Origin of the sequence: Flavonifractor sp., from assembly GCF_019422385.1 — a bacterium.
Taxonomy (GTDB): Bacteria; Bacillota; Clostridia; order Oscillospirales; family Oscillospiraceae; genus Flavonifractor; species Flavonifractor avistercoris.
Genome location: NZ_JAHZDL010000075.1, coordinates 1 through 12,156, shown reverse-complemented (window position 1 = coordinate 12,156; position 12,156 = coordinate 1). Strand labels below are relative to the sequence as shown.

General features: G+C 65.0%; 13 protein-coding genes. 11 read left to right on the top strand and 2 right to left on the bottom strand.

Features of this window, described 5'->3' with window-relative positions:
* The coding region (gene serC, locus QZ378_RS10005) for a 3-phosphoserine/phosphohydroxythreonine transaminase (RefSeq protein ID WP_291258161.1) at positions 1–1,018 on the bottom strand (1,018 nt) is incomplete at its 3' end.
* Between the two features lie 241 nt (positions 1,019–1,259).
* Here serC and QZ378_RS10000 point away from each other — a divergent pair.
* The 10 genes from QZ378_RS10000 (at position 1,260) to QZ378_RS09955 (ending at position 10,292) form a co-directional block, all read left to right on the top strand.
* Entirely contained in the window at positions 1,260–1,616 is a 357-nt protein-coding gene (locus QZ378_RS10000; protein ID WP_191379361.1) for a DRTGG domain-containing protein, read from the top strand.
* Positions 1,603–2,025, top strand: coding sequence for an ATP-binding protein (locus QZ378_RS09995; RefSeq protein WP_087237757.1), 423 nt, complete (start codon positions 1,603–1,605; stop codon positions 2,023–2,025). Before QZ378_RS10000 ends, QZ378_RS09995 begins: the two co-directional genes overlap by 14 nt.
* 35 nt (positions 2,026–2,060) lie before the next feature.
* Positions 2,061–3,383 (top strand): [Fe-Fe] hydrogenase large subunit C-terminal domain-containing protein, encoded by a 1,323-nt coding sequence (locus QZ378_RS09990; RefSeq protein ID WP_291258160.1) that lies wholly within the window; start codon positions 2,061–2,063, stop codon positions 3,381–3,383.
* A 74-nt stretch (positions 3,384–3,457) separates the two neighbouring features.
* Positions 3,458–3,790: a DRTGG domain-containing protein gene (locus QZ378_RS09985; RefSeq protein WP_291258159.1), complete on the top strand. Its 333-nt coding sequence runs from the start codon at positions 3,458–3,460 to the stop codon at positions 3,788–3,790.
* 257 nt (positions 3,791–4,047) lie between these two features.
* A complete protein-coding gene (locus tag QZ378_RS09980) occupies positions 4,048–4,773 on the top strand; it encodes a PHP domain-containing protein (protein WP_291258158.1) in 726 nt (241 codons plus the stop codon).
* Between the two features lie 378 nt (positions 4,774–5,151).
* Complete coding sequence (gene nuoE, locus QZ378_RS09975) at positions 5,152–5,646, top strand: NADH-quinone oxidoreductase subunit NuoE (RefSeq protein WP_191528306.1); 495 nt, start codon at positions 5,152–5,154, stop codon at positions 5,644–5,646.
* 134 nt (positions 5,647–5,780) lie between these two features.
* The gene (locus QZ378_RS09970) at positions 5,781–6,320 is read left to right on the top strand and encodes an ATP-binding protein (RefSeq protein ID WP_191528305.1); all 540 of its coding nucleotides are present in this window, start codon (positions 5,781–5,783) and stop codon (positions 6,318–6,320) included.
* 12 nt (positions 6,321–6,332) lie between these two features.
* Positions 6,333–6,701 carry a (2Fe-2S) ferredoxin domain-containing protein gene (locus QZ378_RS09965; protein WP_087237770.1) on the top strand — a complete coding sequence of 123 codons (369 nt, stop codon included), beginning with the start codon at positions 6,333–6,335 and terminating at the stop codon, positions 6,699–6,701.
* A gap of 15 nt (positions 6,702–6,716) precedes the next feature.
* Positions 6,717–8,522, top strand: a complete 1,806-nt coding sequence (locus QZ378_RS09960) for an NADH-quinone oxidoreductase subunit NuoF (protein WP_291258157.1) — start codon at positions 6,717–6,719, stop codon at positions 8,520–8,522.
* A gap of 15 nt (positions 8,523–8,537) precedes the next feature.
* Complete coding sequence (locus tag QZ378_RS09955; protein ID WP_291258156.1) at positions 8,538–10,292, top strand: NADH-dependent [FeFe] hydrogenase, group A6; 1,755 nt, start codon at positions 8,538–8,540, stop codon at positions 10,290–10,292.
* Positions 10,293–10,366: 74 nt separating this feature from the next.
* Here QZ378_RS09955 and QZ378_RS09950 read toward each other — a convergent pair whose 3' ends face one another.
* Positions 10,367–10,996: a CatB-related O-acetyltransferase gene (locus tag QZ378_RS09950; protein WP_291258155.1), complete on the bottom strand. Its 630-nt coding sequence runs from the start codon at positions 10,994–10,996 to the stop codon at positions 10,367–10,369.
* A 236-nt stretch (positions 10,997–11,232) separates the two neighbouring features.
* On the opposite strand from QZ378_RS09950, the gene QZ378_RS09945 reads away from it, so the two are divergent.
* A partial coding sequence (locus QZ378_RS09945; protein ID WP_291258154.1) for a Xaa-Pro peptidase family protein occupies positions 11,233–12,156 on the top strand: 924 nt, incomplete at its 3' end.

Genomic DNA, 12,156 nt, shown 5'->3' with positions numbered 1-12,156 from the left:
TGTAAATAGACGCCCGCATGCCGCCCACGGAGCGGTGGCCCTTCAGGTTGGTGAAGCCGGCCTCCACGCTCTCCTTGACGAACTTGGCGTCCAGCTCGTCGTTCCCGGTGCGGAACACCACGTTCATGTCGGAGCGGGAGCCGGGCTCCACGGCGCAGGTGAAGAGCCGGGAGCTGTCGATCACGTCGTAGAGCATCTGGGCCTTGGCGTGCTTGATGGCCTCCATGCCCGGGATGCCGCCCTTGGACTCCAGCCAGTCCAGCACCAGGCCCAGCATGTAGATGCACCAGCAGGGCGGGGTGTTGTACATGGAATCCTTGTCGATCATGGTCTTGTAGTTCATCATCAGGGGGGTGTAGGGCAGCTCGTGGCCGGCCAGCTCCTTCCTGATGATCACCACGGTCAGGCCGGCGGGGGCCATGTTCTTCTGGGCGCCGGCGAAGATGATGCCGTACTTGCTCACGTCCACCGGGCGGGAGAGAATATCGGAGGACATGTCGCACACGATGGGCACGCCGTTCGTCTCGGGGACATAGGGCCACTCGGTGCCGTAGATGGTGTTGTTGGCGCAGTAGTAGAAGTAGCTGGCCTCGGGATCCAGCTTCAGCTGCTCCTGGGCGGGAATATAGGTGTGGTTCCTGTCGGCGGAGGAGGCGGCCAGGTTGATCTGGCCGTACTTCTGGGCCTCCTTATAGGCGATGTTGGAGAAGTTGCCGGTGACGGCGTAGTCGGCCTTGCCGGTCTTGCCGATCAGGTTCAGGGGCGCCATGGAGAACTGGGTGGAGGCGCCGCCCTGGAGGAAGAGGATCTCATACTCCTCGGGCACATTCATCAGCCTGCGCAGCTTGGCCTTGGTGTCCTCGAAGATCTTGACGAACACCTTAGATCGGTGGCTCATCTCCATGACGGACATACCGGAACCCTGGTAGTTGGTGATCTCGGCACCGGCCCGCTCCAGCACCTCCAGCGGAAGCATGGAAGGGCCTGCGGAAAAGTTGTACACGCGCTCGTTTCCCATGATAGACGGCCTCCTTGTCGATCTATGAATTTGTTCCAACGGAGTAGTTCTTTACTCTGTTAAAGAGTATTATATCGGCCCGGCGGGCCGGTGTCAACTGCGCGGATTGCCTAAAACCGACGCGTTCAATGGTAAAACTTTGTGAATATTTCAACGAACCCCTTTGCAAGTCCCAGCGTTTTGTGGTACAATACGTCTGAACCCTTAGTTTAGTTTTCCCAACGGGGAGGAGGATGGGCCCATGAGGCTTTCCGACATCAAGACCATTCTGCACGCCGAGGTGCTGTGCGGCGCGGAGCATCTGGATCGTGAGGTTTTTTCCGCCTGCGGCAGCGACTTTATGAGCGATGTCCTGGCCTTTGTCAAAAACCAGGCGCTGCTGCTCACCGGCCTGGTGAATCCCCAGGTGGTGCGCACCGCCGACATGGTGGAGATGAAGTGCATTGTGTTCGTCCGCGGCAAGGTGCCCGGCCCGGATATCCTGGCCCTGGCGGAGGAGCGGGACATCGTGGTGATGACCTGCCCCAAGCGCATGTATGAGGCGTGCGGACTATTATATTCCAATGGATTGCGAGGGAACTGTGATGGAGACAATTAGACTGGTTTATCCCGTGGAGGGCGGCGATCTGATTGAAGCCGGCGAGGCCTCCAGCAAGATGAAGCTGACCCTGAAAAAGCTGGGCCTGCCCCAGGATGTGATCCGCCGCGCGTCCATCTGCATGTATGAGGGCGAGATCAACATGGTCATCCACGCTGACGGCGGACAGGCCGAGGTGGAGGTGGATGCCGACCAGATTGTCATCCGCATGGAGGACACAGGCCCCGGCATTCCCGACGTGGAGCAGGCCATGCAGGAGGGCTTCTCCACCGCCGGCCAGACCGCGCGGGAGCTGGGCTTCGGCGCCGGCATGGGCCTGCCCAACATGAAGCGCTACTCCGATGAGATGACCATCGACACTGAGGTGGGCAAGGGCACCACCGTCACGGTCAAGATCAACATCGCCTGAACCATGGGCCTGACAAAGTGAGGTGAGTGGGCTCCATGGCCATGAGACATTCCGTGGTTCTGGACGTAAAGCGCTGCCGGGGCTGCACCACCTGCATCAAGTGCTGCCCCACCGAGGCCATCCGGGTGCGGGGACGGCGGGCCACCATCCTGCCCGACCGCTGCATCGACTGCGGCAGCTGCATCCGCATCTGCCCCCACAAGGCCATCAAATCCGTGGGGGACAGCCTGGATATTCTCAATAACTACCAGTACTGCGTGGCCCTGCCGGAGCCCGCCCTGTACGGGCAGTTCCACCACCTGGACAGCGTGGACATCGTGCTCAGCGCCCTGCTGAAAATCGGCTTCCACAAGGTCTATGAGGTGGCCAAGGCCGCCGAGCTGATCTCCGACTACGAGCGGCAGACCATCACCAGCGGCGTCTCCAAGGCCACCCCCCAGATCTCCTCCTCCTGCCCCACGGTGCTGCGCCTCATCCGAATGCGCTTTCCCAAGCTCATCGGCCACGTGGCCAACACCGTCCTGCCCATGGAGCTGGCCGCCATCCTGGCCCGGCGGGAGGCGGAGCAGGAGACCGGCCTGCCGCCGGAGAAAATCGGCGTGTTTGCCATCGTGCCCTGCTCCTCCAAGGTAACAGCCGCCCGCTCGCCGGAGGGGCTGGAGCACCCCGTGCTGGACGGTGCCTTCGCCATCCGGGACATCTACCTGCGCCTGCTGACCCCCATGAAGGAGCTGGAGGAGGTGCTCCCCCTGTCCGAGGCGGGGATTATGGGCATCGGCTGGGCCACCTGCGGCGGTGAGAGCGCCGCCCGGCTGGGAGAGCGCTGCGCCTCGGTGGACGGCATCCAGAACGTGATCCAGATGCTGGAGGGCATTGAGGACGGCCGCCTGCCGGAGGCCGACTTTCTGGAGCTGTCCGCCTGCACCCAGGGGTGCGTGGGGGGCTGCTTCAATGTGGAGAACCCCTATGCCGCCAAGCTGCGGCTCAAGGGGCTGATGAAGGGCCTGCCCGTCTCCCGCAACCGCTTCCGCCTGCCGGAGGAGGAGCGGGGCGTGGTGTGCCGGGATAAGGAGCTGCAGTACTTACCCACCTTTGTGCTAGATCAGGATCGGGGGGTGGCCTTCAGCAAGCTGCTCCAGATCCAGGAGCTGGAGGAACACCTACCCGGCCTCCACTGCGGCTCCTGCGGGGCGCCCTCCTGCCGGGCCTTTGCCGAGGATGTGGTGCTTGGCCGCGCCTCGGAGGACGACTGCATCTTCAAGGTGCGGGAGCGGATGCGCTCCATGACCGGCAGCAAGGCCGAGGCCGACGACTACCTGCCCCCGCCCTTCCGCCGCCGGCAGGAGCCGGACAAATAATCCGCCATGCCAACGCCGCCGTGATGCGCCCCGCGCCGCGGCGGCGTTTCGCCATCTGCAAGGAGGTAACCAACATGACCGTCCAGGAACTGACCGGCGCGCTCTCCCTGACCGTTTACCACCTGGAGACCCCCGACCGCCCCGTCACCAGCGGCTACGCCGGCGATCTGCTCAGTTGGGTGCTGGGCCGGGCGGAGCGGGACTGCGCCTGGCTGACCATCATGTCCAATCAGAACGTGGCCGCCGTGGCCCTCATGGCGGAGGCGGCCTGCGTGGTGCTCACTGAGGGGGTGGCCCCCGACGGGGAGCTGCTCCGCCGGGCGGCGGAGAAGGGGGTCAACCTGCTGGGCACAGAGCTGGACACCTTTGCCGCCGCTCACCGCCTGGCGGGAATGCTTAACCCGTAGGGGCAGCCCCTTCCAATTCCGCCGCCCAATCCCAGAAAGGTGTTCCGCATGAAATATTACTATGACCTTCACCTTCACTCCTGTCTGTCGCCCCACCCGGCTCCGCCGGGCGGGGGCCCCGTTCTTTCACTTCCTCGGGGCAAGTGAATTGCCCCTTCGGCAAGGTTTTCGCTGTCGGCGAAAACGCTTGACGCGCCGTTCGGCGCGAAAGGGCGACAGACACGATGCCGCAGCATAGTCCCAGAAAGGTGTTCCGCATGAAGTTTTTTTATGATCTCCACCTCCACTCCTGTCTGTCGCCCTGCGGCAGCGAGGATATGACGCCCGCCGATCTGGCGGCCATGTGCGCCCTGGCGGGGCTGGACATTGTGGCCCTCACCGACCACAACACCTGCGGCAACTGCGCCGCCTTCTGCCGGGCGGCGGAGGCGCGGGGACTGCTGGCCCTGGCGGGGATGGAGCTGTGTACGGCTGAGGAGATCCATGTGATCTGCCTCTTCCCAGATCCCGGCCGGGCGGAGGAGTTCGGCCGTCTGGTCTACGGCCGCCTGCCCCCCATCGCCAACCGTCCGGAGATCTTCGGCCGCCAGCTCTACATGGACGACGGGGACGGGGTACTGGGGGAGGAGCCCCGGTTTCTGGGCGGCGCCTCCTCCATCCCCCTGGCGGAGGTGCCCGGCCTGGCCGCCTCCTGCGGCGGCACAGCCTTCCCCGCCCACATCGACCGCCCCTCTTTCTCCCTGTTGGGGGTGCTGGGCCTGTGGGAGCCCTCCCTGGGCTTTCCCCTGGCGGAGGTGTCCCGCCGCTGCCCGCCCGAGCTGCGCACCCGGCCGGATCTGGCGGGGGTGCGGCTGATCACCAACTCCGACGCCCACTACCTGGAGCAGGTGTGGGAGGCGGAGCACGCCATGGAGCTGCCCCAGCGCACCCCCGGCGCCGTGCTGGACTGGCTGCGGGGGCCCCATCCCCCATCTGCCGGATGAGAAAGCCGCCCCTCCGTTCCGCCGGACGGAGGGGCGGCTTTTTTGTGAAACCTGCGCAGTCCACAGACCGTTCCCGGCCGTCTCTTTGTGCACAGACAAAACTTTCCCTTTACAAAGCAGGATAGATCTGGTATACTTATTTATATCGTTAAAGTTTTAACAATATCACCGCTTTTTCTTCGCATCTTTTCCGCTCCGATCCGCCTGTTCCGCCCCTCGGAGCGGCTTTTTTCTACCCATTGAATTTAGTTAGACTAATTTTTATACTGTATAGTTTGCATTTTGTTCCGCTGGAAAGTCTTTACAAATGAAAATTCAAGGCTATAATAGGAGAAAGCAAAACTAAACCATTTGGTTTTAGAAAGGAAGGACGCATCCATGCCAAACTGCAAGACCGTCGTCCCTTACCGCGGCACTCCGGAGCAGGAGGAGCGCCTGCGGCAGGTGATCGCGGAGCACAAGGGGCAGCCCGGGGCCACCATGCCGGTGCTCCAGGCCGCCCAGGAGATCTTCGGCTATCTGCCGGAGGAGGTACAGATCATGGTGGCCGAGGGGCTGGACATCCCCCTGTCGGAGGTGTACGGCGTGGCCTCGTTCTACGCCCAGTTCTCCATGAATCCCAAGGGGCGTTACCAGATCTCCGTCTGTCTGGGCACCGCCTGCTACGTGAAGGGGGCGGCCTCCATCCTCAACGCTGTGGAGCAGAAGCTGGGCATCGTCCCCGGCGCCATCACCCCTGACGGCAAGTTTTCCCTGGACTCCTGCCGCTGCGTGGGCGCCTGCGGCCTGGCCCCGGTCATGATGATCAACAACGACGTGTACGGCCGCCTCACCCCCGACCAGGTGGGGCCCATTCTGGATATGTATAAGTGAGAAGCGCGGAGGGTAGGCGCATAGGGGAGTAGGGCCGCCATATATGGCGGCCGCAGATCCCGCCGCGCCGCTCTTTATGGAACCCCAAACCGCGGAGGTACATGGAGTACACCTGAAAAACGGGGGAATCTACGTTGAAGGAAATCGCCCTGTACGCTCTGGACATCGCCCAGAACTCCATCACCGCCCGGGCCAGACACCTGGACATCGCGCTGGAGGAGGGGCCGGAGGCCATCACCCTCACCATCGCGGACGACGGCACGGGGATGAGCCCCGAGCTGCTCGCCCGGGTGAGCGACCCGTTCACCACCACCCGCACCACCCGCAAGATGGGCCTGGGCATCCCGCTGCTGCGTCTGGCGGCGGAGCAGACCGGCGGCCGCGTGTCCATTGAGAGCACCCTGGGCGTGGGCACCACCGTCACTGCGGTCTTTTGCCCCGGCCACATCGACTGTCCCCCGGTGGGGGACATGGCCGGTACGGTCACCCTGCTGGTGCAGGGTGCGCCGGAGCTGGAGCTGACTTACACACACCGGCGGGGGGACAGGCTCTCCCGCCTGGATACCGGAGAGCTGCGGGCCGTGCTGGGCCCGGAGGTCTCCCTGGCCGAGCCGGAGGTCGTCCTCTGGCTACGGGACTACTTACAGGAACAGGAAGCGCTGTTAGAAGAATAAGGGGATGAAAGCATGAAAAGTCTGGCGGAACTGCAGGCCATCCGGGACAAGATGCGCCGGCAGATTGATCTGCGGGATTCGGGGGACGACCGGATCCGCGTGGTGGTGGGCATGGCCACCTGCGGCATCGCCGCGGGGGCGCGGCCGGTGCTCAACGCCTTTCTGGAGGAGGTTGCCAAGCGGCAGCTGAACAACGTCACCGTGTCCCAGACGGGCTGCATCGGCGTGTGCCGGCTGGAGCCCATTGTGGAGGTGTATGTGCCCGGGCAGGAGAAGGTCACCTACGTGAAGATGACCCCGGACAAGGTGGCCTCCATCGTCAGTGAGCATTTGGTCAACGGCCGGGTGGTGGAAGAATACACCATCGGCGCGGCGGAATAAGGGAGGGACAGAGACATGAGCTTGATTCGCTCCCACATCCTGGTGTGCACCGGCACCGGCTGCTCCTCCTCGGAGAGCCCCAAGATCATCGCGGAGTTTGAGAAGCAGCTGGCCCTCCAGGGCATGGACAAGGAGGCCCAGGTGGTGCGCACCGGGTGCTTCGGCCTGTGCGCCCTGGGCCCCATCGTCACCGTCTACCCGGAGGGGGCCTGCTATACCCACGTGACGGTGGACGATGTGGAGGAGATTGTCTCCGAGCACATCGTCAAGGGCCGCATTGTCAAGCGGCTGCTCAACAAGAACGAGAGCGTGGAGGGCGGCCCGGCCACCTCCCTGACGGACACCCAGTTCTACAAGCACCAGTACCGCATCGCCCTGCGCAACTGCGGCGTCATCGATCCGGAGAGCATCGACGAGTACATCGCCGTGGACGGCTACGAGGCCCTGGGCAAGATCCTCACCGAGCAGATCCCGCCCCAGCAGGTGATCGACACGGTATTGGCCTCCGGCCTGCGGGGCCGGGGCGGCGCCGGCTTCCCCACCGGCAAGAAGTGGCAGTTCACCGCCGACGCGGTGAGCCCCGACGGGGTGAAATACGTCTGCTGCAACGCCGACGAGGGCGACCCCGGCGCCTTCATGGACCGCTCCGTGCTGGAGGGCGACCCCTTCTCCGTGCTGGAGGCCATGACCATCGCGGGCTATGCGGTGGGGGCCCACCAGGGCTACATCTACGTCCGGGCCGAGTACCCCATCGCCGTGAAGCGGCTGGAGACCGCCATCCAGCAGGCCAAGGAGTACGGCCTGCTGGGGAAGAACATCTTCGAGTCCGGCTTTGACTTCGATCTGGAGCTGCGCCTGGGTGCCGGTGCCTTCGTCTGCGGCGAGGAGACCGCCCTCATGCGCTCCATCGAGGGCCACCGGGGCGAGCCCAAGACCCGGCCCCCCTTCCCGGCGGTGAAGGGCCTGTTTGACCGGCCCACCCTCCTCAACAACGTGGAGACCTACGCCAACATCACCTGGATCTTCAACCACGGCCCCGAGGCGTATGCCGCCATCGGCACCGAGAAGAGCAAGGGCACCAAGGTCTTCGCCCTGGGCGGCAAGATCACCAACACCGGCCTGGTGGAGGTTCCCATGGGCACCACCCTGCGCACGGTGGTGGAGGACATCGGCGGCGGCGTCCCCGGCGGCAAGAAGTTCAAGGCCGCCCAGACCGGCGGCCCCTCCGGCGGCTGCATCCCCGCCTCCCTCATCGACACCCCCATCGACTACGAGTCCCTGTCCGCCATCGGCTCCATGATGGGCTCCGGCGGCCTGATCGTCATGGACGAGGACAACTGCATGGTGGACATCGCCAAGTTCTACTTGGAGTTCATCGTGGACGAGTCCTGCGGCAAGTGCTCCCCCTGCCGCATCGGCACCAAGCGCCTGCTGGATCTGCTGACCAAGATCACCGAGGGCAACGGCGAGCCGGAGGATCTGGACACCATTGAGGAGCTGTGCGAGCACATCAAGCAGTCCGCCCTGTGCGGCCTGGGCCAGACCGCCCCCAACCCGGTGCTCTCCACCCTGCACCACTTCCGGGAGGAGTTCGAGGCCCACGTGTACGAGAAGCGCTGCCCTGCCGGGGTGTGCAAGGCCCTCATCCAGTACATCGTGGATCCCGCCAAGTGCAAGGGCTGCACCCGCTGCGCCCAGGGCTGCCCCACCGGCGCCATCTCCGGCGCGGTGCGCGCCCCCCACATCATCAACCAGTCCAAGTGCATCAAGTGCGGTGCCTGCATGGATCACTGCCGCTTTGACGCCATCTACAAGCAGTAAGGGAGGGAACGGACAATGGATCAGAACATGGTATCTCTGCGCATCAACGACATCCCCGTCACCGTTCCCGCCGGAACCACGGTGCTGGAGGCGGCCCGCTCCGCGGGCTTCAACATCCCGTCGCTGTGCTTTCTCAAGGACATCAACGAGATCGGCGCCTGCCGCATCTGCGTGGTGGAGGTAAAGGGGGCCAAGAGCCTGGTGGCCTCCTGCGTCTACCCGGTCAGCGAGGGCATGGAGGTGTACACCAACACCCCCCGGGTGCGCAAGTCCCGGCAGCTTACCCTGGAGCTCATCCTATCCAACCACCGGATGGACTGCCTGACCTGCTCCCGCAGCGCCCACTGTGAGCTGCTCCAGCTGGCCGGCGAGCTGGGCATCGACGCGGTGCGCTACGCCAACGACAACCTGCCCCCCCAGATTGAGGACTCCGCTCCCCATCTGGTGCGGGACAACTCCAAGTGCGTCCTCTGCCGCCGCTGCACCGCCGTGTGCCGCAAGACCCAGGAGGTGGGGGTCATCGGCCCCAACGACCGGGGCTTCAATACCCACATCGGCTGCGCCTTCGACCGGGATCTGGCGGAGGTGGACTGCGTCTCCTGCGGCCAGTGCATCGTGGCCTGCCCCACCGGCGCCCTCAGCGAGAAGGACGACACCGGCCGGGTGCTGGCCGCCCTGGCCGACCCCGCCAAGCACGTGGTGGTGGGCCCCGCCCCCTCCATCCGGGTCACCCTGGGTGAGTGCTTCGGCATGCCCATCGGCACCAATGTGGAGGGCAGGATGGTCACCGCCCTGCGCCGGCTGGGCTTTGACAAGGTGTTCGACGTGGACACCGCCGCCGACTTCACCATCATGGAGGAGGGTACCGAGTTCCTCAGCCGCCTGAACGGCGGCGGCACCCTGCCCCTGATCACCTCCTGCTCCCCCGGCTGGGTGCGCTACCTGGAGCAGCACGCCCCCGACATGATCCAGAACATCTCCTCCTGCAAGTCCCCCCAGCAGATGTTCGGCTCTCTGGTCAAGACCTACTACGCCGAGCAGATGGGCATCGACCCCCACGACATCGTGGTGGTGTCCGTCATGCCCTGCACCGCCAAGAAGTACGAGGTGCGCCGGGAGGAGCAGCGGCTGCCCAACGGCTGCATGCCGGTGGACGTGTCCCTCACCACCCGGGAGCTGGGCCGCATGATCACCCAGGCCGGCCTGCTCTTCGAGGCCCTGCCCGACGGGGAATTTGACGAGATGCTGGGCATCTCCACCGGCGCGGCCACCATCTTCGGCGCCTCCGGCGGCGTCATGGAGGCGGCCCTGCGCACCGTGGTGGAGCAGGTCACCGGCCAGGGCATGGCCCCCCTGGAGTACCACGAGGTTCGCGGCATGCAGGGGGTCAAGGAGGCCAGTTACGACCTGCCCGGCAAGACCGTCAAGGTGTGCGTGGCCTCCGGCCTGCACAACGTGAAGCTGGTGCTGGACGGCCTGCGGGACGGCTCCCTCCAGTACGACTTCGTGGAGTTCATGGCCTGCCCCGGCGGCTGCATCAACGGCGGCGGCCAGCCCATCCAGCACGCCAACGTGCGCAACTTCACCGACATCAAGTCCCTCCGTGCCGCCGCCCTGTACAGGCAGGACGAGGGCATGACCTACCGCCGCAGCCACGAGAACCCCGTGGTGCAGAAGGTCTACGCCGACTTCCTGGGCGAGCCCGGTGGCCACAAGGCCCACGCCCTCCTCCACTGCTCCTACATCAAGCAGAAACGCTACCGCGTATAAGACAAAACGCCCGCCCACGGCTTTGGCCGTGGGCGGGCGCTGTTTTACTCCTGGTAGGCAGTTCTCCGCGGGGCTCAGTCCAGCAGCTCCAGCTCTCCCGACTGGATCGCCGCCAGATTCCGCGCGATGCGCTCCGGCGGCCAGTCCCACCACCGGAGGGCCAGCAGCCTGGAGATGGTCTCCTTCCCAAAGCGTCTGCGGATGGGCCGGGCCGGAACGCCGCCCACGATGGTGTAGGGCGGCACATCCCGGGTCACCACCGCCCGGGCGGCCACCACGGCCCCGTCGCCGATGGTGACGCCGGCCAGGATCACCGCCTCATAGCCGATCCACACATCGTTTCCCACCGTGATGTCCCCCCTGTTGTCCCACGCCGAGGTGATGTCTGCCACGTCCAGCCCCCACTCCTCAAAGAAGATCGGGAAGGGGTAGGTGGACAGGGAGGAGAGGGTGTGGTTGGCGCTGTTGAACAGGAACTTCGCGCCGCAGGCGATGGAGCAGAACTTTCCGATGGTCAGGCGGTCGCGGTTGACGGGGTAGTGATAGAGCACGTTGTTGTGCTGAAATTCCCGGGGATCACGGACAAAATCGTTGTAAATCGTATACTCGCCCACGGAGATGCCCGGGTCTGTCACCACGTCTCGCAGATAGACGGTCTCCTTGTCCCCGGAACGGGGATAGATGCTTCTCTCTGGTATCGTCATAGGAATGCCTCCTGTCTCTGCCGCCCCAAGCGGCGGCACATGATTTTTTAGGGGACGATACCGGCAGAGGCAATGCAGCGCTTCACCAAGACCACCTCGCTCCGCTGTTGCCTGCCGGTCCATTGTACCACGGCCGGCGGGCTTTTTCCACCGACCCGCTGCCAATTCCCCGCTTGCTTTCCGCGGCGGGTGTATTATAATAGGGACAGAATTCAGAAACAGAAAGGACATATCCCATGAATCAGCAGAGATTGGCCCGGGTGCTCCGCAACATGGAGCGGGACGGGCTGGAACAGATCGTGGTCACCTCCACCGCGTCGGTGTACTACCTGACGGGCTACTGGGTGGAGCCCATGGAGCGGATGCTGGCCCTGTACCTCCGCGCCGACGGCACCTGCACCCTCTTTGCCAACACCCTCTTCGCCCTGGAGCCCCAGGCGGGGCTGGAGCTGGTGCTCCACCAGGACAGCGACGAGCCCACGGCGGCCCTGGCCGCCGCCCTCCGCCCCGGCAGGCTGGGGGTGGACAAGGCCTGGCCCAGCAAGTTCCTCATCGCCCTTCTGAACGCCCGCCCCGACGTGGCGCCGGTGCTGGGCTCCGCCCCGGTGGACGACGCCCGGAAGTACAAGGACGCCGACGAGATCGCCGCCATGCGCCACGCCTCCCGGATCAACGACCAGGTGGTGGAGCAGGTCATCGCCGCCGTGAAAGAGGGCGCGGTGGAGAGCGAGCTGGCCGCCTATGTGGAGAGCCTCTACCGGCAGCACGGCGCCGACCGCTCCAGCGAGGGGCAGCTGGTGTGCTTCGGCCCCAACGGCGCCGACCCCCACCACGGGCCCAACGACACGGTGCTCAAAGATGGGGACAGCGTGGTGCTGGACATCTTCATCCCCATCCGCCGCTACTGGTGCGACATGACCCGCACCGTGTTCTTCCGCTCGGTCAGCGACGAGGGCCGGAGGGTCTATGAGACTGTCAAGGCCGCCAACCTGGCGGCGGAGGCCATGATCCGCCCCGGCGTCCCCATGAGGGACATCGACCGGGCCGCCCGGAAGGTGATTGAGGACGCGGGCTACGGCCCCTGCTTCACCCACCGGCTGGGCCACGGCTGCGGCCTGGACTGCCACGAGCCGCCGGACAACAGCGCCTCCAGCCCCGCC